This is a genomic window from Acetivibrio sp. MSJd-27, from assembly GCF_018918095.1.
Classification (GTDB): domain Bacteria; phylum Bacillota; class Clostridia; order UMGS1840; family HGM11507; genus HGM11507.
Genome location: NZ_JAHLPV010000001.1, coordinates 249687 through 269344, shown reverse-complemented (window position 1 = coordinate 269344; position 19658 = coordinate 249687). Strand labels below are relative to the sequence as shown.

The window sequence follows — 19658 nt, the reverse complement described above, 5'->3', positions numbered from 1 at the left end:
GTATAAGCATTAGAGAGACGAACACAATATGGTTTCCACAAGCAAATTTTCCGCAATCCTGCGTCAAAATGCTCGTCAATCCGTCAGGATTATCTGCGCTTTTTCCTTGTCTTACGAAAAAATTTGCTCTGTGGAAACTCTGCGACCCTGCACATAGGAACATTTTCGTTTTTTTGGTGCGTAAGGGTGCAGCAAGGCTGACGCCTTGCAAGACCGACAATCCGAAAAGGCGGAAATTTAACAAGTGCAGGGCATATGGGGTTCGTCTCTCTAATGCTTGTAGTGTCGGGATAAAAATGGGAAAATTTACAGGATGGATGAAATGCCCGATCCGGCTCCGCCGCTGCATCCCCATTGCCGCTGTGTGATGGAGCGTATGAGAGCTCTGACTGCGGGAACCGCCACCAAGGACGGAAAAAAGGGTGCGGATTTTTGGCTGAAAAAGTATGGAAAATTGCCGGAGAATTACATAACCAAGAAGAAGGCGAAAGAATTAGGGTGGAAAAATAAGGGAGGAAACCTTGCAGATATAGCGCCTCGAAAAACAATATTTGGTGGTGTATATCAAAATAAAAAAAGAAAGTTACCAGATGAATTTGGACGAATTTGGTATGAAGCGGATTTTAATTATACAAACGGTTACAGAAATGATTGCAGAATATTGTTTTCCAGCGATGGTTTGATTTTTGTTACCTATGATCATTATGAAACGTTTTATGAAATTATATAAGGAGGCATGCGATATGGAAGAAATTGTACTGGATTTTACGAACTGCCGTTCTATCGATGAAGTATATGACATCATTCAGAAAGGATTTGATTATGGAGGATATATGGGGAAAAATTTAGACGCGCTTTGGGATGTGCTGGACAATTATTGTGATGAACCAATTCATGTCACAGTGAAAGGTATTCATACAATTGTAAGGAGGCATAAGGAGTGGAAGAAAGAAATGGATGGAATTATTGAAGTTTTCTTTGACGTTCACAAAAGTACGCCCAATATTGTATTTGAGTATATTTCCTGATACGGTATTGTCGACAAATGAAAATAGACGGATTGCTTTGGACGCTGTTTGACAGCGTCCTTTTTTGTTTATCCGGAAGGAAAATCAAGCGGTTCGGTCATGGCATGTCAGGAGGAAGGCGGGCTATGATAAAAGCGGAATTGTAACCATCTATTTTTAAGAATACAAGGAGGAAGAAACATGGTTTTTATTTGCCTGGCATTATGCCTGCTGAACACAGCGCTTTGCTTGTACCTGCTGAAGGAAAGGAGAAAGAACCTCCCTATGACAGAGGAGGACGAAAGAAATGAGGCGGAACGCAGGGGGAAGGAAGAAAAATTGAACGAAGTGTTTGATTACGATCCTTATGGAAAACAGTGAGGACGGCGCGAAGGGCGCAAGCCCATTCTCTGCATTGGATGGTGACCGCCGGAAAGAAACGGAAAAACGCCGCCTGCCTGTCATTCCGAAGGACGAGGAATCTCATGGCTGAACCATTGGCGTGACGGCAAGGCGATTCTTCCCTTCGGTCAGAATGGCGGGGGAGTGGGAGGACAATCCCACCACCGCAAGCGGTCCCCCTCCCTTTACACAAGGGAGGCTTAGAACGGTGCAGGCGAATGAAAAATGCGGGCGGATGCTGTCCGCCCCTATGGTAAATGGAAAACGGTATACTGGGCGGGCCGATGTGGGCATCGGCCCCTACAGAGGACAAAGAACAAGGTGCAGAGAAGATGCGCATTGCACGCTGTTCTATGTACTGAAATGCGGGCGGATGCTATCCGCCCCTACGGCGGGATGGGATGGAATCTCTCCCCCACATCGGGAAGGATGGAAAATCCACTGTAGGGGACGATGCCTTCATCGTCCCGAAAAGCGGACAGATGAAATGTTCGGATGGATGGTATCCTCCCCTACGATGGAAAACGGAAAATGGAATCTCATACGAAAAAAGGAAAGGACGTGGAACAATGGAAAAACAGGAAAAAATCAATCCAGCCCAGATATTCACGGAATATGAAAACGGGGTGGACTACAAGAACAAGATCGATCTGTACACCACAGTGGACTTAAACGAGCGGTTTTACGCCGGTGACCACTGGTACGGAATCGAGAGCACAGGGGTGCCTAAGCCGGTATTTAACTTCCTGCGCCGGGTGCTGGACTATCTGGTCAGCGCGGTGCGTTCCCGCAACGTCAAGATGGTGTTTACCCCCATGAAATTCCGCACGGCGAAAAAGACGGCGGATGAAAATGTGGAAAAAACAAGAGAAACGAATAAAACGGAAGAAACGGATAAAACAGAGCTTCTGGCGGAAGCGCTGAACGACTATGCCACGGCGACCTGGGAGCGACTGAAAATCGACAGCCTGAACCAGAAGATTCTGCTGGACGGCGGCATTTCCGGCAACGGGATTCTGTATTTTTACTGGGATGAAAAGCAGACGAGCTATTCGCCCCAGGGGGATGAAATCAAGGGGGATATCAACGCGGAGCTTATTGACAGCGTGAACTTTTTTCCCGGCGATCCCAACTGCGGCGAGATTCAGCAGCAGCCCTATCTGATTCTGTCCTTCCGGCGGCTGATTGCCGAGGTGCAGCGGGAGGCGAAAGAGAACGGAGTCAAGGGCTGGGAGGATATCTCCGACGACGAGAACCGTGACAGGGAAGCGGGCGACCGCGCCAAGGAGGAACTGAATGATACCAAAAAGGTGACCTGCCTGCTGAAGCTGTGGAAAAACGAGAAAACCGGAACCGTCTGGGCGGTGAAGTGCACCAAGGACGTGCTGGTGAAAGAGCCTTGGGATACCGGCCTTTCGATGTATCCGGTGGCGAATTTCTGCTGGCGGGAGCGGAAAAACAGCTTTTTCGGCGTGTCCGAATTAAAGGAGGTCATACCCAATCAGGTGGTCTACAACAAGATGTCCGCCCTGCAACAAATCTCCCTGATGAATTTTGTCTCCCCCAAGGTGCTGTTTGACAATTCCCGGGTGAAATCCTGGAGCAACAAGGTGGGCGGGGCAATCCCGGTCAATGGCAGCATCGGCGATGTGGCGCGCTATCTGGAGCCGCCCAGCCTGTCGTCCGACTCCTACCGGATTCAGGACGACATCAAAGGCAACACCCAGGACTGCATGGGTGCCAACGATGTGGCCTTGGGCAACGTGCGGCCGGAAAACACCTCCGCTTTTGTCATGATGCGGGAGGCGTCCATGGCGCCGCTGGAAAATATTCAGACCCGGTTTTATCAGTTTATCGAGGACATGGGGAGAATATGGCTCTGTATGTGGAGCACCTATTACCAGACGCCCCGTCTGGCGATGTTTGATAAAAACGGGGAGGAAGCGGTGGTCGAGTTCGATCCGTCCTTCTACCGGGATCTGCCGGTGCGCCTGAAAATCGAGGTGGGGGCTTCCTCCCAGTTCTCGGAAATCACTACGGTTCAGACGCTGGATAACCTGTTGGCGAACGGCATCATCACGCCGGAGGAATATCTGGAACGTCTGCCCAGCGGCTATGTGCCCAAGCGAGAAGAGGTGATGGCGCGTATCCAGCAGGAGGGACAGGAGGCGCAGGCCGGCGGCGAGCCTATGCCCCAGCCGGGTTCCGACAGCATGAATGAACAGCAGGCGGCGGAGGTGAACCAGCTTTTGCAGGGCTCCGGCACCAGCGTGCCGATGCCGCAGGATATCATGGCGCAGGTGCAGGAGAAATACGGCGGAATGGAATGATGACAAGGTGAGATGGCAGGGAGATTTTTCGCATTGATCAGAATGACGGATAGTGGAAGAGGTCTGGAATTGCGGGCGGATGCTATCCGCCCCTACAATGGGAATGCCGGAAAATTACCGCCACCTGTCATTCCGAGGGACGAGGAATCTCACGGCTGATCTATTGGTGTGGCGGCAAGGCGAATCTTCCCTTCGATCAGAATGACAGAAAGAAGAAACATACATAATGGCGGGCGAACACAGGAAAGCACCTACAGGAAAAAGGGGGTGAAAGAAATGACGGAGGAAGAGGCGAGAAGGCTGGAATATGAAGAGATGCGGAAATCCCGGCCGGATTTGACCTACGAGGAATTCAAAAAAGAGATGGGGCTTGACGCAGAGTTAGGCTGGGACGGAAATCTGGCGGGACCGGACAATCCGCCCCGGGAATACAATCTGGATCCGAATCAGGGCGGACTGGGGGCGGCGGTCGTAAAGCCGGGCAGTGCTTCCAATCAGGGCGGACAGAATACGGCAAAGCCGGAGAACGATTATCCACTGCTTCCGGACAATTCCTGGATGGACATCGGCAAACAGGAGCAGAAGACGGAGGCAATTCGTCAAGAGACGGGCGGCATAACAGAAAATAGGGAGGAGCCGTATCCCTTGCTTGTGGAAGCCCCGGTGAAACTGCATGATAATGGAATCGAGGAAACCAGCGCCAAAAAGACAAAGGAAACGAAAAAATCCGATTATCCGCTGCTTCCGGATAACTCCTGGATGGATATCGGGAAGCAGGAGCAGAAGACCGAGGAAATCCGGCGGGAAGCCAATGCATACCGCAATGAGCACGAGGGAGAAAACCGCATGCCCATGTGGGGGGACAGCACGGAGAAAAAGCTTGTCTCCGAGACGTATTCCCTTTCAAAGGATGAAAATCTGACGGATAAGCAGAGAAAGCAGATTGCGGAGGCATTGCCGTATCTGTCCGAAAAGTTAAAAGAGGACATTATAAAAAATGGAGGATACGGGGCTGTTTTGAATCCTTCGTTCAAGGATAGGATGACTTTTGAACTGGGAGAGAACTCAGTAAATGGATTAAACGCAAGACTTCGGCAAGCACTGGATATGACAACAAAGAGAACTGCAGTAGCAAGAGGGGCTTTGAGCAATTTATCCCTTGGAATTTATGACGAATTTGAGAACTATGGGAGTAAAAATGGCGCTACGTTTGGCATGACGAAAAGTTCAAAAGATATTGCAAAACAACAGCACCCCAATTATTACGGTGCCGGTTACCTGGCAGGAGAAGCCGCTTTATACAAGGGATTGGGTACAGCGGCAAAAAGCGTAAAAGGGCTGAGCAAGATCAACAATCCATTTCTGCGGGATTTTACGGCGAATGCGATTGGGGATACCGCTGTAAATGCAGGGGAATTTGTTGCGGATGTTGCCGGAGGAAAAAAGGCGTCGCAGGCGGCAAGCGATTTCGCGAAGAACGAAGGCTTCGATTTGGGGCTGAACGCGCTGATGGGTGCGGCGACCAATTTTAAGGGCGTGAAAAACCTGTTTGGCCGCAAAGCGCTGAACCAAGACCAATACCGGTATTACCGGAATAATGTGGATTCCCATATTGACAAAAGAATGCAGGAATTGATGGATTTGCCGGAATTTAAAAAGCTGAGTCCGGGAGAACAGGCGGCCTATCTGGCGCAGATGAAAAAAGCGGCGCGGGAAGAGGTGTATGACGCGGCGCGGAAGGATTTGACAAAGGATGCGGCGGAAGGTATAATGGATTTGCCGGATGCCATAGGAAACTTGAAAATTATAGATGGGAAGGTCGGAGGAAAGGTTCCGGTCGAAGAATTTCAGACAATACGGAAAGCATCCATAAAAAATCCGGAGGCTAATTCTATGACGCTTGGAAAATACACCAATGATTCCGATTCTTATATTGCCAAGGCAGGAAAAGAATCTTCCTATTTTGACATGGGAGGAGACTGGAATAAAATTCAGGACAAATATGGTCTATCTGAATCCGATATGTTTGAATATTTCAATAAACCGGCATTGGATGATGCGATTGCCAGCGGAAAGACAATTCGATTTTCACATGATCCGAGAAAAGGAAAAGGATTCTTGAAAGCAGAATGGAAATATTTAAAATCCATATTAAATGTTACAGATAAAAATTTAGTTTATGAGGGAGGTTTCTGGTATGTTAAATGAGGAAGCAATAAGAAACATTCATTTAATCAAATCGGTTGCAGAACAGATTTGGGGTTCTAACGTCATCTTTGGAGAAATAAATGTATTGAATACACCCTATTCTCAATTTGAATTACCGATGAAGCTTTATCGGGAAATGGATGTTCTCTTGGTATATGATCGCTCTATTTTAGATATTTCTGTACGAAAAGATAATGAATATCTATGGCTTAGTGATTTAACAGATGAGAGAATAATAGAAGGATTTGACAGTATGAAACAAGAGAAATTACTATATAATTTTCAAGTGCTTGACCGATTGATTCGTAAAAATATGAATTAGAATAATTGAAAGATTTTGTTTGTTATCCCTTGGCAGAGAATGACATCTGCCGAGGGATTTTTCTATATACTATAATTTTTCATCAAACGATTTCGCAAAGAAGGAAGGCTTCGATTTGGGGCTGAACGCACTGATGAGAGCTGCGACCAATTTTAAGGGCGTGAAAAACCTGTTTGGCCGCAAAGCGCTGAACGCAGACCAATACCGGTATTACCGGAATAACCTGGATTCCAACATCGATAAACGAATGAAAGAATTGATGGATTTGCCGGAATTTAAAAAACTGAGTCCGGGAGAACAGGAGGCCTATCTGGCGCAGATTTCGTCATGCTTCGGAAGGCAAGAAATATTTTTGGTCAAATGTCATGGGAAGTCAGGCTGTCCCGGTGGTATAGTAGGCACAGGCGGGACGGAGAAGTCCCGGACAAATGCCCAACCACAGGCAGGAGGAATCAAGATGGAAGAAACCATAATTTTGGAAAACAGCATGGAAAGCGCGGCGGAATCGGAACCGATGGAGGAAACGGCGCAATCCGGTCAGGCAGAAGAAATACAAGGGGACAGCGCGCGTAAGCCGGAGCAGGAAACCGGTGAGGCATACCAGCCTCTCACGGTGAAATACAACGGTTCCCAGCGTCAGCTTTCCCGGGAGGAAGCCGTGGCTTATGCCCAGAAGGGAATGAACTACGACAAAATCCACGACAGACTGAAGGCCTATGAGGACAACAGCGCCATGAAACGAGCCTATTCGCTTCTGGAGGATTTATCCGCCCGGCACGGCATATCGCCGGAGGAATACCTGGACGGTATCGACAGACAGCGGCAGCAGGATGAAATCAGCCGGATTGCGGAGAAGGACGGGCTGACCGCTGACCAGGCGCGGGAGATTCATAGGGCGCGGCAGGAAAATGACCGCCTTTCGGAGGAGAACCGGTTTAACCGGGAATTTCAGGAGCTTCTCCGGGAGAATCCCGATTTGCGTTCGGGAGATATTCCGAGCGAGGCCATCTATTACAGAAGCCGGTATGGAATGCCCTTGAAGGAAGCCTACCGGCTGACCGCCGGCTATGAAAAGCTGGCCGTGGAGAAAGCGGAACTGGAACGGAAGCTGAGCATCCGGGAAGAGGGACGCGCCAACAGTGGTATGTCAACCGGTTCGGCGAGGGGACGCGCGGAGGCACGGCCCCGCACCGAGCGTGTCGGCAGGATGAGCCTGGCGGAATACGAAAAATACAGGGACGCCATTTGGGCGGAACTGGAACGGGGCAGTAAGCGGAGGTAGAAGGGCAGAGAAGATGCGCATTGCGCGCTGTACTGTGCACTTGTAAGGGCGGGCGAACACAGTTCGCCCCTACGACGGCGAGAGGGGATGAAATCCCTCCCCTACATCGGGAAGGATGGAAAATCCACTGTAGAGGACGGGTTTCCTGTCCCGTAAAATGCCGTATACAGCGTAGGGGACGATGCCTTCATCGTCCCGAAGAGCGGACTGATGAAATGTTCGGGCGGATGGTATCCGCCCCTACGGAAAACGGGAAACAGTAGACGGTAAGCGTATACTGGGCGGGCCGATGTGGGCATCGGCCCCTACAGGGGGCAGAGGACAAAGCGCAGAGAAGATGCGCATTGCACGCTGTACTATGCGCTTGTATGCCGCAAACGCAAAACACACAAAGGAGGAAAGAAACATGGGAGCAGGAATAAACGAAGTAAATTTTCAGGAAGCCGTTTTAAAGGAAGCGGATCTGGGCAGGCTGAGAAACGCCGTAGCCGTAAAGAATTCCATGAACCGCTACAGCGGTAAAATCAAAAAGAAAGGGGACTCTGTGCGCATTCTGGGATTAATCGATCCGGAAGTGATGGATTACACCGGGGAAGACCTGGTCTTTGAGAAAGCGCAGATGACCGATGACAAACTGGTGATCACCCAGTCCAAATATGTGGGCACCTACATTCCGGACGTGGATTCCGAACAGTCGGAATTTGACACGGTGAAAGAGGTTGCCAGCAAGGGCGGAAAGGTGATTGCCCAAGAGCAGGACAAATACATATACAGCCAGATTGCGCAGCAGATCGGAACCGCACAGGTGATTGACGCTTCCAGCACTACCAGCGCCAACGTGCTGTCTCTGCTGACCGCGATGAACACCAAGCTGTACGAAAGCGACGTTCCGCCGGACGAGGAGATTGTTCTGGAGGTATCCCCCTCCATGTTCGGGAAAATCACGCTGGCGGGCATTGTCTATCAGACCGATAATGACAAGCTGTTTGAACAGGGTTACATGGGTCAGTATGGCAAGATGAAAATCTACCTAACCAACAATCTGGCAAAGGACGGCTCGGCGGAATGCTGTGTACTGCGTACAAAAAAAGCATACGCTTTTGCGCAGACTATTCAGAAGATGGAGATCGTCCGGGCGGAGAACAACTTTGGCAAAAAGGTCAAAGGTCTGAGCCTGTACGGCGGAAGAATCATCCGTCCCGCCGAGATCGTGGTGGCGAAATTCACTCCGGGCACCGAAACCGCAATCTAAAGCATACCAAAATCAAACGCCGCAAAGGCAGAATGGAGAGAAACATATGGCTGATATCAAAAAGGATCTGATCTACGCCGCAGGAACGGACAACGGCGCAGCAGGAGATAAAATTACAACAGCATCCGGCAATACTTACTACATTCCCATGAAACGGGAACAGAGCATGGGGCTGGTGGTTGTCGGCGGAACCGGCGCTGCGAAAATCACACTGAAGGCCGGCACGGAATACAAAAAGTCGCTGGGCGACAATACCATCGATGTTGCCGCCGGCAAAGCGGTTGTCATTCCGCTGTGCGACAGCGCGCGCTATAAAATTGGAAAAGGGGATTATGCGGGCTGTATCGCCTTCACCACAACCGCCGCGGTTGATGTGATTCCCTTTGTCATCTAGATAATGGAAAAATTGAAAAAATCGAAATAATCGAAAGTATCGAAAGAATCAAAAAAGGGCTGCCGCGGGGCGCAGAGAACAAGGGAACATTGGTTGATTGGCTCTGCGTTCCCGTGGAGCCCTTTTTTTAGAACCAAGTAGGGGACGATGCCTTCATCGTCCCGAAAAGCGGACAGATGAAATGTTCGGGCAGATACCATCCGTCCTTACGGAAAATGGGAAACAGTAGACGGTATACTAGGCGGGCCGACGTGGGCATCGGCCCCTACAGAGGGCAAGGGAGAGAGAACAAAGCGCAGAGAAGATGTACTTTGCACGCTGTTCTATGCGCTTGTAAGGGCGGGCGAACACAGTTCGCCCCTACGATGGCGGGAGGGGATGGAACCCCTCCCCTACATCGGGAAAGATGGAAAATTCAGCGTAGGGGACGATGCCTTCATCGTCCCGAAAAGCGGACAGATGAAATGTTCGGGTGGATGGTATCCGCCCCTGCAAGAATCGTTATGAAAGGAGTGGATAACATGATAAAATTCAAATGCCTTCAAAAGAACTTTGACGTGATGGTACGCCTGCGGCTGCATGGCAAGCCGCTGCATAAATACGTCCATTTCGATGAAAAGGGCGAGGCCGTCTTTGCAAACGAAGAGGGCTTTCATGGGAAGATCATCGCAAGGCTCCGGGCGGAGATTGGAAAGGAAACGATAAAAGGGCTGAAAGAAATGCGGGGTGGAAAAAAATGACCGGACGGGATGTATTGAACCGGGCGCTGCTTTTGATGGACCGGGTGGACTGTGACGGCATGGTGGACACCGAGAACACCGCCGACTACGAGAACAAGGCTCTGGTGCTGTTAAATCCGCTGATTTCCGAGCTTTCCAAGGCGGAGCGGCGGGAGGAGGCGGTTCCGGTCTCCAGTCTGGAGGAGGAGATCGCCCTCACCGACGACACCGTTGAAAAATGCCTTTCCTATGGGCTGGCCTCCCACCTGGCCTTCATGGATAACGACATGAACAATTTTAATTTCTACCAGACCTGGTACGAGCGTAATAAGGCGCTGATTCCCACCCTGGAGGAAGGGGTTGTGGATACCTTCAACGCGCTGGGAGGGATGCAGTGATGGATTACATCAACAGCAATGCCAAGCTTAAGACGGTTCCCGATTTAAACGGCGGGGTGAACTATTATGAGGAGCCCCACAAGATACGGGACAATCAGCTTGCGGACGTGTGCAATATGGAGTTTGAGGACGGTATTCTGAGGCAGAGAAGCGGGTATGAAATGCTTATCAGTCATGAAGGGATTGGGCAGGTGTTGTGTGCAAAGGAATTTGACGGAAAGATTTATTTCGCATGTACAGACGCTTTGGTCAGTGTTGACATGCAGAGCAATGAGCTTACCGTGCTCGCAAGGAATCTGAATCTCGAAAAGCCGGGAACCTTTATTTTTCGGGGAGATATCCTTTATTATTTTTCCGGTAAGGCAATCTATAAATTCGGGAAAAATTGCAGTGAATTCAATCTTCAGAAATTGAATGTTGAAGTGCCGTCCGTTGTTTGTGAGTTGGAGGAAAACATTTATACGGACGGAAACAAGGTTTACGATTTCAGCGGAGTGGAAGTGAACGTTTATGATGTGACATCCGTTGAAACATTTTCCTTTGACCACATGTGCAAGTACGGAAATATCATTTATGGAGTGAAGAAAAACTCCCCGACTGATGGTGCGGTACGCATTGTTGGTATCGAATTTGAAAAGCTGTCTCCGGAGGACGGCGAACCGTTCTATTCTGCGGTATGCTGTCAGTTAGATACTACCGTCACGTTTCCGTTTCAAAGCGGAACACAATATATAACAAATTACGGAAATTTTATTCGTGGAATGGATGCGGTGAAAGGTTATCTTTTGTTTCAATGCGATGTGATTGTATGGCCTAATGGAACTACAAACGGTGTTACAAATCCTTACAGCGGTTACTGCCCTGTCGTAATAAAATATAATTTAGAGACTGGAGAGGTCAGCAGTTTAAGCGCACCTCCAACTACAAACTCAAACTATATTTATGAGCTTTACTCCAAGTGGAACGATACGGTGCTCACCCTGAAGGAGGATAGAAAATACACCGACAGAACAACCCTCACAATCCAGAATTATGAAACCGGTCAAAGCAAGACGATACGCTGCAGTTTTATGAAAATCAGCGATGATGATTCCGGCATTTATGGAAAGGCAAGCCTTTCCTATCTGACAGCAGTGGCGGACGATTTGTTTGTGCTTACTTATCGAACAACCGGAAATAATTACATGACCAAGCTGTTTCAAATTCTTGAAAACGCCATCTATGAGGTGGACAGTTCCAGTAAAGTCATAGGTTATCTGAAGAAAATCGGAAGCAATTTTTACGATTTGCCTGTAGAGCCGGATTTCTATGAGCTGATCGGACTTTATGTCGATAGAAGCGTTGTCACCCCCTATCATTTTACAAAAGCAGGTATCCAAGCCGGCTATGAATACATTTCCGAAACTACAGTTGATTATACCGGATATGATTTTACCGATTACAAGGGCAATTGCTGCCGTCTCGCTTCTGCAGAGTTTACAGCAATTAAAGCGGAGGGATACGTGCCTGTGGTTTTGGAAGCAAGGTTTGTAACTTCCGCCGGCAACTATCAGACCGTTGCGGTGGAACAGTATAATATTTTATCCAGATATGCGAAGGTTCGGTTTGCCGAAGCAGTTTCCTCTGATGTTCTGACAGTGGAACTTCCCATTTCTTTTCATACAGTGGAGCGTATTATCAGCACAAGAAGCGAGGATATTACCATTTCAAAATCAGGAGAAAACACACTGGTAACCAATGCAAAGCCCTTTGAAATAGGCGAGGAGCTCCTGATTCTTTCAGCAGATACAGGAACTGTAGAGGGACCGGAAAACTGTCACCTCGCCATCCCCTACGGCGGCTCCAGCTACACGGAAGGCTCCGGAACACGGCTGTTTGCGGCGGGCGATCCGAAAAACGGAAACACCTATTACTACAGCGACGTGAACAACTTTGAATACTTCCCCGAGCTGAACTTTGACATCCTGGACAACTCCAGCGCCCCCATCACCGGCTTTGCCAAGCATTATCAGGACTTGATTGTCTTTAAGTCGGACAGCATTTCCAAGCTTTCCTATCAGTATGGGGAAAGCAAGGTGGTTTTCCCGGTGGTCAACGTGCACGATTCCATCGGCTGTGATATGCCCGGATCCATCCAGATGGTGAACAACGACGTGGTTTTCGGCAACGCGCTCAAAGGGCTGCACCTGCTCTCCATCAAGGAGCTTTCCGACGAGCGGAATGTCTTTCCCATCAGCATGAATCTAAACGGGAGGAAGGGGCTTGGAAAATATTCCGTTTTCGAGAAGCAGAATGCCCGGAGCTTCGACTTCAAAAACAAATATTATCTTGCCGTCGGCGATGATATTTATATCTGGAACTATGAGCTTACCCCCTTCCAGGGCTATCAGGAAAACATAAGCTGGTATGTGTGGCGGGATATCCCGGTTTCCTCCTTCTGCACGGCGGGGGACTGCCTGGCGTTTGTGCCGCGGGGATCCTTTGCCCTGTATGCCTTCAACGGCGCCAAGGATGACGGGGGGAAAGCCATCCGGGCGTCCTTCACCACCAAAGCCTTTGATTTCGGGGACGCCAACGCGCTGAAAGCCGTTTGGCAGGTATGGATGAATATCACCTCGGACAGGGATTTCCCCCTGTATTTCAAGAGCGTAAACGAAAAGGGAGAATGTCTGGGGCACACCATTTCCTTTCACGCCAACCGCCATTTCGGAAATGTGATGACCCGGCGCATGAAGCATAAACGGATTCTGTATCTGGGCTTCCATCTGGAAAACGGGGAGCAGGGTACCGCCTTTGATGTTTCCAACATCAAAATCGAATATGAAATCTATAAATCAAGGAGGTAAACAGCATGGATTATGAAAATTTATACCGCCAGACCATACCGAAACAATCCCTGTCGGGCGGATACAACCGGACAAACCAGTTAAAAGACCGCTCGAAAGTTCTGGCAGACGTGCAGAATCAAAGATACGAGACCATTTTGAAGAACCAGCAGCAGGAGGCCATAAACCGCCAGCAGGCGGAACAGCAACGGTATCAAAGTCAGCTGAACCGGAAGATGCAGGCGGCTTTCCGTCCGCATCCCAGGGAGACCGTGCGGGTAAAGGCTGACGGTACAACCACCTGGAGCGGCGGAGCCGGCGCGGTGGATCCAAACAAAAAATACACCGAGGCAGAGGTTTACCAAGGCATGGCGGCGAATAATGGCGGGAAAGCCGCCGTAGGGCAAGGGAACGCCGCCTACGGCGGTCAGAAGGGCACCCCCAATTATGACTGGGCGCATGCCGATTATCAGTCCGTCTTAAACAACCCCAATGCCACCGAGGCGCAGAAGGCGGAAGCCCGCACCCAGCGCGAACAAAAGCTGGCGTATATGCAAAACAACGATTTTCAGCAGTTGATCAACGACGAGATGGCGAAGAAGAACCCAAACCTCACCACCGTGGCCTTCTGGAACCAGATGCGCAACCAGAAGCTGGCTCTGCAGGGAGAAAACGAGAAAAACTACAACGATTCCGACTACACCCAGGATTTCCAGTCCCTGTACAACGACGCGATGAAGCGGGGCGACACCGTCACGGCAAACCAGATTCTGCAGGACAGACAGAAGAAGATTGATTTTCTTTCCGGAAACGATATGCGGGCGCTTGCCAATCAAGCCCGTGCGGAAGGGTCGGAAACCATGGCCGACTATTACGAAGCCCTCCATCAGCAGAAGCTCCAAAATCCGGAATGGTACGGTTTGACAACGGACGACCTCCCCTACAACGAAACCGCCGGAATATCCGATGTAGGGGCGAACTCTGTTCGCCCGCAAACAGACGGTTCTATCCCGCAAAATCCCGACATCCCCGCCGTAGGGACAGATACCATCCCCCCGCAGACGCAAGACGCCGATACCCTGCAAATCGAAGGCTACAACACCTCCGACTATACCCAGGATTTCCAGGCGCTGGCCGACGCGGAAACCGATCCGGACAAGAAGCAGAAACTGCTCTATGCCCGGGACAACAAAATCCGTTTCCTCGCCGCCAACGATCTGAAAGCTCTGGCGGACGAGGCAAGGAACAGCGGCGATACCGTCAGGGAAGACTATTATAATCAACTTCACGCTCAGAAGATGAACCTTTTTGCCAACACCGATTTCAACGAGCGGATTGCCCAGGCACAGCAGGCGGGCGACGTCAACATGGAGCAGGCGTATACCGAACTGCGTGACCAGAAGATAGTCACCCTGCTGACCTCCGACTTTGCCGCTTTGCTTGGCGATGCGGTCCAGCGGGGTGATCAAGGAGAAATCCAATTATATCAGAATTTACGCAATCAGAAACTGAGTCTCTTTGCCAACAGTGATTTCGCCGCTTTGGCACAGGCGGCGCAGGAAAGCGGCGATATGGAGATGGCGCAGATTTATGAGACTTTGCATAATCAGAAGGAAGAATTTCTGAGAAACTCAGATTTGCAGGCGTTGATCAATGAAGCGGAACAGGAGGGGGATAAAGAACTTGCCGAAACCTACCGCCGGCTGAGAGAGCAGAAAATAGAAAATGGATTCGGTACGGGGAATACGGGGAACGGTCAAAACAATTCTGAAAATGGCGGTTCTGGACTTGCCGGGATGTCGGACAATCCATATGAAAATTTCCGCAATATCTATGAAGCGATTGCCCAAAACAATAGCAATGTAGGCAAAGAATTTGATAAGATATCTGACTATCTTGGAAAAATGTCGGGCGCATATGAAGATATGGCAGAGTCGCAATATCGCTACAACGAATACAAAGCCCAGGCGGATGCGGACAAAAACATCACTGCGATGTACCAGAAATTCTATCAGGAGGATTTACCCGCTTTTAAAGAGCGAATCGCCAATTATGGTCTTTCCGCCGCAGGAGGACTTTCCAGACAGGAAAATCTGATGATGCAGAGCGCACTGATGGCGGAGCGCAATGAACTGGAAATCGCCAAAAATGAAACCATCATGCAGGCCCGCATGGAAGCGGATAAATTGATTGCCGAGGGAAGAATGAAGGAAGCGGAGCAGGTATATCAGCTTACCATTGAGCGAGCCAAAGCCATCGCCCAGGAACAGCAGAATAATATGAATCTGGCGATGCAGTTGGCTCAGTTGATCAGCGATAAGCAGGAAAAAGAGAAGGATCGAGAGCACGATTTGACAATGCAGGAAAGAAAAGAAAAGCAGGAAGAATTTATCACCCGCTTGAAACATATTTTTGAAATGGAATTATCAGATCTCGACTTCTTGGAAGCAGTTAATCTGCTTGTGAAAGAATATGGATTAAAAGGCATTTTTGACGATAGACAGACAAAGAACAAGATTGATGCACGTGATGCGGAATCGAAGAATATTCAAGAAGAAGCAAAAAATCAGGCAAAAGTTAATAAGCAATATAAATAATTAGATATTTTAATTAGAAAGCTTTATTTATGAATAGTTCTTAATATAATTTGAAGCTTTATCTAAAAGTTCTTTTCTTATATCTCCACCTGATGACATATCGTCAAAAGCCTTATCAGTAAAGATTTCAGCTTCGTCTTGATAATTCTTATTTTTAGTATCGTCATATAAATATAACTTTTCATAAGCTAACTTAATATTTGTTATACAAGAATTATAATAATCTAAAATATCATATGTTTTACTATAATCTAATCCAATTGAATCTGCCTTAGAAAGTATGTTCGGTATATCATTCACAGCTTGATTATAATCATTAATGGCTTCATTGAAAAAGTTGATATCTGCTTCATGAATAGCATCTTTATTAGAAAAATCTGCAGTGATATTGTTGGAATACTTAACACAATCTGTATAGCATATATATAAGTCTAATTCTAAAGACTTAAGTTTATATAAAGATTCCAATAAATATCCAGCTGATTGCATATCACTTATAACTTTTGCAGTATCCGCAGAACCAGCTGTATTTGCAGTAATACTTGCGGTATTGGAAGTCTGGGACCATTCCACAGTGCTCCCAAGCATTTCCGCACATGCTCGGAGGGGAACATAAGTGCGGTCATTGTATAAAAGGTTGGAGGAGGTTACGTTCTGCCCGTTCACCATCAGGTTCACGCTGTCAAACTGCACCCAAATGTTTTCCCATTCGCCCGCCGCATAGCCCACTGCGCCGCTGAACAGAGAAATTGCCGCCCCGATGGCAGCAAGTTTTGCTATTTTTGTATTCTGAAAAGATTTCATAATTCCCTCCGTATAAAAAATTTCTTTCTTTTACAATATCATTCTGATGTGGAATAATATGTCGTTTTGTATTTTCATTTTAGAATAAACAGTAAAATATTTCAATCGTTTCGATATTATTCGAGGAAGATTGACAAAACAAGGGCAAAAATCATAAAATAATCCAAAAATATCAGAATAATAATATAAATAAACTAAAATAATTGGAAAATGTCGAAAACGGTTGCAGATGAAATTCACAGGAAATCAGGCGGGGGAAATATGTGAAATATACGGGCGGATGATATCCGCCCCTACGATACGAGATGGCTATGAGATTCTTCGCGGCGCTCAGAATGACAGGTTGCGGAAACGATCTGGATAACAGGGGCGGCAACGGGCGAACGCAGTTCGCCCCTACGACGGGAGGGGATGGAACCCCTCCCCTACAATGGAAACACCGGAAAATGCATTGTAGGGGACGATGCCCACATCGTCCCGAACCAAAACCGTAGGGCAGGGGCTTGCTCCTGCCGAAAAAGATGGCGATCAAGGTGAAATCCAATTATATCAGAATTTACGCAATCAGAAACTGAGCCTCTTTGCCAACAGTGATTTCACTGCTTTGGCACAGGCGGCGCAGGAAAGCGGCGATATGGAGATGGCGCAGATTTATGAGGCTCTGCATAATCAGAAGGAAGAATTTCTGAGAAACTCAGATTTGCAGGCATTGATCAATGAAGCGGAACAGGCGGGGGATAAAGAACTTGCGGAAACCTACCGCCGGCTGAGGGAGCAGAAAATAGAAAATGGATTCGGTACGGGGAATACGGGGAACGGTCAAAACAATTCTGAAAATGGCGGTTCCGGACTTGCCGGGATGTCGGACAATCCATATGAAAATTTCCGCAATATCTATGAAGCGATTGCCGAAAACAATAGCAATGCAGGCAAAGAATTTGATAAGGTATCTGAGAATATCAGAAAAATGTCGGGCGCATATGAAGATATGGCAGAGTCGCAATATCGCTATAACGAATACAAAGCCCAGGCGGACGCGGACAAAAACATCACTGCGATATACCAGAAATTCTATCAGGAGGATTTACCCGCTTTTAAAGAGCGAATCGCCAATTATGGTCTTTCCGCTGCAGGCGGTCTGTCACGGCAGGAAAATTTGATGATGCAGAGCGCACTGATGGCGGAGCGCAATGAACTGGAAATCGCCAAAAATGAAACCATCATGCAGGCACGCATGGAAGCGGATAAATTGATTGCCGAGGGAAGAATGAAGGAAGCGGAACAGCTTTTGCAGGTTGGATTGGAAAAAGTAAAAGCCCTCACCGCAGAACAGCAATATAACAGAGATTTGGCATTTAAGCTGGCTGACATGCTCAACAGCAACATTCAGAAACAATTGGATCGAGAGCACGAGGTTTATACCATCAATCTGAAGCATTGGAATACGATGGCTGAGGATCAGAAAAAAGCATATCTCGAATTGCAGAGAATGGCGGCACAATTCGGATATGACTTAAAACTGGTTGATGCAAATACCGGTCGAGAAATTAAAGTTACTGAAGCACAAGGTGAACAAACACGGAAAACAAATACTCAAAGAATTAATGAGGAAACAGAAAAAGAGAAAAAAATAATTGATTATAATAAAAATAAAGGAAATTAAAAAGTGCGGTAAACCACACTTAAATTATTTTGAATATTTTTGCATATAGTCATAGAGCAAATTTCGATATTCTTTAATGATTGTGTCACCACTATATATCTTTTGAACTGCCGATTCCCATAATTTTTCTGCTTGATTAAAATTATTTTCATTATTGTTATTATCATAATCTCTTAATTTTGTAAAAGCACTTTTCAGATCATCAATACTTTCGCCATAAAGTGTCATTGCTTCTAAGGTTTTTGATAGGTCTATATTTATATTCTTTCCACCATTTACAATGCCATCAATAAAATTAATGTAATTATTATAATCATCGATTGCAGTATTAAAGTATTCTATACTTTTGCTGTAAGAGTCTTCTCTGTTTGCAAAATCAGCTACTATATCATTTGAATATTCTACACAAAATATATAGCTATTATACAAATCATATCCTAATAGATAAATTTTATCAAGTTTTTCAATTAAAATACCTACGGTGTTCATATCTTTAATAGCTTTTGATAATTCCGCAGAATCGGTTGTATTTGCAAGAATACTCGCCGTATTTGTATTCTGATCCCAGCCTACCGTACTCCCAAGCATTTCCGCACAAGCCCGGAGGGGAACATAAGTGCGGTCATTGTATAAAAGGTTGGAGGAGGTTACGTTCTGTCCGTTCACCTTCAGATTGACGCTGTCAAACTGCACCCAAATGTTTTCCCATTCGCCCGCCGCATAGCCCACTGCGCCGCTGAACAGAGAAATTGCCGCCCCGATGGCAGCAAGTTTTGCTATTTTTGTATTCTGAAAAGATTTCATAATTCCCTCCGAAAAACATTGAAATAATTTGTAATTTTTTTCTCTTTTAGAAGAATATAACGTAACGTCAAACCTATTTTAGAATAAAAAGTAAAATATTTCAATCATTTCGATATTATTCGAGGAAGATTGACAAAACAAGGGCAAAAATCATAAAAAAGTTCAAAAATCATCAGAACGAGAATATAAATCAACCAAAATAATTGGAAAATGTCGAAAACGGTTGCGGACGAAATTCACAGGAAATCAGGCGGGGAAATATGTGAAATATGCGGGCGGATGATATCCGCCCCTACGATACGAGATGGCTATGAGATTCTTCGCAGTGCTCAGAATGACAGATTGCGGAAAACGATAGGGAAGGCGGGCGAACGCAGTTCGCCCCTACGACGGGAGGGGATGGAACCCCTCCCCTACAACGAAACCGCCGGAATATCCGCCCCTACGGTACGAGAAGGAAATGAGATACTTCCCTTCGCTTAGAATGACAGGTTGTGGAAACGAACTGGATAACAGGGGCAACAACGGGCGAACGCAGGAAAAACGGAATGGCGCGGGAGAGATTTCTGAAATAAACAGAATGCAAACAAATTAAGGATGAGTATATTGGAAATTAATCGGATAATATCTGATAAAATTGTAATATTAATT

The 19658-nt window shown here is 47.3% G+C and carries 20 protein-coding genes; 18 read left to right on the top strand and 2 right to left on the bottom strand.

From position 1 onward, the window contains the following. The first annotated feature begins 313 nt into the window (after window positions 1–313). From KQI32_RS01065 to KQI32_RS01000, 16 genes are all read left to right on the top strand, one after another. Complete coding sequence (locus tag KQI32_RS01065) at window positions 314–730, top strand: ribonuclease domain-containing protein (protein WP_216423591.1); 417 nt, start codon at window positions 314–316, stop codon at window positions 728–730. Between the two features lie 13 nt (window positions 731–743). After that, on the top strand, window positions 744–1028 hold the full coding sequence (locus KQI32_RS01060) for a barstar family protein (protein WP_216423590.1): 285 nt from the start codon (window positions 744–746) through the stop codon (window positions 1026–1028). Window positions 1029–1208: 180 nt separating this feature from the next. Then, entirely contained in the window at window positions 1209–1388 is a 180-nt protein-coding gene (locus KQI32_RS01055; protein WP_216423589.1) for a hypothetical protein, read from the top strand. Then, on the top strand, window positions 1375–1500 hold the full coding sequence (locus KQI32_RS13495) for a hypothetical protein (RefSeq protein WP_256443619.1): 126 nt from the start codon (window positions 1375–1377) through the stop codon (window positions 1498–1500). Before KQI32_RS01055 ends, KQI32_RS13495 begins: the two co-directional genes overlap by 14 nt. Before the next feature lie 9 nt (window positions 1501–1509). Beyond that, window positions 1510–2028, top strand: a complete 519-nt coding sequence (locus KQI32_RS01050) for a hypothetical protein (protein ID WP_216423588.1) — start codon at window positions 1510–1512, stop codon at window positions 2026–2028. Further along, window positions 1979–3739, top strand: coding sequence for a hypothetical protein (locus KQI32_RS01045; protein WP_216423587.1), 1761 nt, complete (start codon window positions 1979–1981; stop codon window positions 3737–3739). Before KQI32_RS01050 ends, KQI32_RS01045 begins: the two co-directional genes overlap by 50 nt. 33 nt (window positions 3740–3772) lie before the next feature. After that, on the top strand, window positions 3773–3898 hold the full coding sequence (locus KQI32_RS13490; RefSeq protein WP_256443618.1) for a hypothetical protein: 126 nt from the start codon (window positions 3773–3775) through the stop codon (window positions 3896–3898). 117 nt (window positions 3899–4015) lie between these two features. Continuing rightward, window positions 4016–5947, top strand: a complete 1932-nt coding sequence (locus KQI32_RS01040; RefSeq protein ID WP_216423586.1) for a hypothetical protein — start codon at window positions 4016–4018, stop codon at window positions 5945–5947. Next, window positions 5937–6269 carry a hypothetical protein gene (locus KQI32_RS01035; protein ID WP_177690176.1) on the top strand — a complete coding sequence of 111 codons (333 nt, stop codon included), beginning with the start codon at window positions 5937–5939 and terminating at the stop codon, window positions 6267–6269. The genes KQI32_RS01040 and KQI32_RS01035 overlap by 11 nt, the downstream gene beginning before the upstream one ends. Window positions 6270–6384: 115 nt before the next feature. Further along, entirely contained in the window at window positions 6385–7551 is a 1167-nt protein-coding gene (locus KQI32_RS01030) for a hypothetical protein (protein WP_216423585.1), read from the top strand. 406 nt (window positions 7552–7957) lie between these two features. After that, window positions 7958–8803: a hypothetical protein gene (locus KQI32_RS01025; RefSeq protein WP_177690172.1), complete on the top strand. Its 846-nt coding sequence runs from the start codon at window positions 7958–7960 to the stop codon at window positions 8801–8803. 46 nt (window positions 8804–8849) lie between these two features. Continuing rightward, on the top strand, window positions 8850–9197 hold the full coding sequence (locus tag KQI32_RS01020; protein ID WP_216423584.1) for a hypothetical protein: 348 nt from the start codon (window positions 8850–8852) through the stop codon (window positions 9195–9197). A 251-nt stretch (window positions 9198–9448) separates the two neighbouring features. Then, entirely contained in the window at window positions 9449–9937 is a 489-nt protein-coding gene (locus KQI32_RS01015; RefSeq protein ID WP_216423583.1) for a hypothetical protein, read from the top strand. Further along, entirely contained in the window at window positions 9934–10314 is a 381-nt protein-coding gene (locus tag KQI32_RS01010; protein WP_177690166.1) for a hypothetical protein, read from the top strand. Before KQI32_RS01015 ends, KQI32_RS01010 begins: the two co-directional genes overlap by 4 nt. Continuing rightward, window positions 10314–13160, top strand: coding sequence for a hypothetical protein (locus KQI32_RS01005; protein WP_216423582.1), 2847 nt, complete (start codon window positions 10314–10316; stop codon window positions 13158–13160). Before KQI32_RS01010 ends, KQI32_RS01005 begins: the two co-directional genes overlap by 1 nt. Before the next feature lie 5 nt (window positions 13161–13165). Beyond that, window positions 13166–15736 carry a hypothetical protein gene (locus KQI32_RS01000; RefSeq protein WP_216423581.1) on the top strand — a complete coding sequence of 857 codons (2571 nt, stop codon included), beginning with the start codon at window positions 13166–13168 and terminating at the stop codon, window positions 15734–15736. A gap of 27 nt (window positions 15737–15763) precedes the next feature. On the opposite strand, the gene KQI32_RS00995 is transcribed toward KQI32_RS01000, so the two are convergent. After that, the gene (locus tag KQI32_RS00995) at window positions 15764–16540 is read right to left on the bottom strand and encodes a stalk domain-containing protein (RefSeq protein WP_216423580.1); all 777 of its coding nucleotides are present in this window, start codon (window positions 16538–16540) and stop codon (window positions 15764–15766) included. A 463-nt stretch (window positions 16541–17003) separates the two neighbouring features. Between KQI32_RS00995 and KQI32_RS00990 the strand changes: the two genes are divergently transcribed. Beyond that, the gene (locus KQI32_RS00990) at window positions 17004–18203 is read left to right on the top strand and encodes a hypothetical protein (RefSeq protein ID WP_216423579.1); all 1200 of its coding nucleotides are present in this window, start codon (window positions 17004–17006) and stop codon (window positions 18201–18203) included. A 24-nt stretch (window positions 18204–18227) separates the two neighbouring features. On the opposite strand, the gene KQI32_RS00985 is transcribed toward KQI32_RS00990, so the two are convergent. Continuing rightward, entirely contained in the window at window positions 18228–19007 is a 780-nt protein-coding gene (locus tag KQI32_RS00985) for a stalk domain-containing protein (RefSeq protein WP_216423578.1), read from the bottom strand. Window positions 19008–19217: 210 nt separating this feature from the next. Between KQI32_RS00985 and KQI32_RS00980 the strand changes: the two genes are divergently transcribed. Then, window positions 19218–19490, top strand: coding sequence for a hypothetical protein (locus KQI32_RS00980; protein ID WP_216423577.1), 273 nt, complete (start codon window positions 19218–19220; stop codon window positions 19488–19490). Window positions 19491–19658 lie beyond the last annotated feature (168 nt).

What these genes read in the sequence shown, in the direction of transcription:
- KQI32_RS01065 (WP_216423591.1), top strand. Translation starts at nt 314, where the DNA reads ATGGATGAAATGCCCGATCCGGCTCCGCCGCTGCATCCCCATTGCCGC.
- KQI32_RS01060 (WP_216423590.1), top strand. Translation starts at nt 744, where the DNA reads ATGGAAGAAATTGTACTGGATTTTACGAACTGCCGTTCTATCGATGAA.
- KQI32_RS01055 (WP_216423589.1), top strand. Translation starts at nt 1,209, where the DNA reads ATGGTTTTTATTTGCCTGGCATTATGCCTGCTGAACACAGCGCTTTGC.
- KQI32_RS13495 (WP_256443619.1), top strand. Translation starts at nt 1,375, where the DNA reads ATGGAAAACAGTGAGGACGGCGCGAAGGGCGCAAGCCCATTCTCTGCA.
- KQI32_RS01045 (WP_216423587.1), top strand. Translation starts at nt 1,979, where the DNA reads ATGGAAAAACAGGAAAAAATCAATCCAGCCCAGATATTCACGGAATAT.
- KQI32_RS01040 (WP_216423586.1), top strand. Translation starts at nt 4,016, where the DNA reads ATGACGGAGGAAGAGGCGAGAAGGCTGGAATATGAAGAGATGCGGAAA.
- KQI32_RS01035 (WP_177690176.1), top strand. Translation starts at nt 5,937, where the DNA reads ATGTTAAATGAGGAAGCAATAAGAAACATTCATTTAATCAAATCGGTT.
- KQI32_RS01025 (WP_177690172.1), top strand. Translation starts at nt 7,958, where the DNA reads ATGGGAGCAGGAATAAACGAAGTAAATTTTCAGGAAGCCGTTTTAAAG.
- KQI32_RS01020 (WP_216423584.1), top strand. Translation starts at nt 8,850, where the DNA reads ATGGCTGATATCAAAAAGGATCTGATCTACGCCGCAGGAACGGACAAC.
- KQI32_RS01010 (WP_177690166.1), top strand. Translation starts at nt 9,934, where the DNA reads ATGACCGGACGGGATGTATTGAACCGGGCGCTGCTTTTGATGGACCGG.
- KQI32_RS01005 (WP_216423582.1), top strand. Translation starts at nt 10,314, where the DNA reads ATGGATTACATCAACAGCAATGCCAAGCTTAAGACGGTTCCCGATTTA.
- KQI32_RS01000 (WP_216423581.1), top strand. Translation starts at nt 13,166, where the DNA reads ATGGATTATGAAAATTTATACCGCCAGACCATACCGAAACAATCCCTG.
- KQI32_RS00995 (WP_216423580.1), bottom strand. Translation starts at nt 16,540, where the DNA reads ATGAAATCTTTTCAGAATACAAAAATAGCAAAACTTGCTGCCATCGGG.
- KQI32_RS00990 (WP_216423579.1), top strand. Translation starts at nt 17,004, where the DNA reads ATGCCCACATCGTCCCGAACCAAAACCGTAGGGCAGGGGCTTGCTCCT.
- KQI32_RS00985 (WP_216423578.1), bottom strand. Translation starts at nt 19,007, where the DNA reads ATGAAATCTTTTCAGAATACAAAAATAGCAAAACTTGCTGCCATCGGG.
- KQI32_RS00980 (WP_216423577.1), top strand. Translation starts at nt 19,218, where the DNA reads ATGTCGAAAACGGTTGCGGACGAAATTCACAGGAAATCAGGCGGGGAA.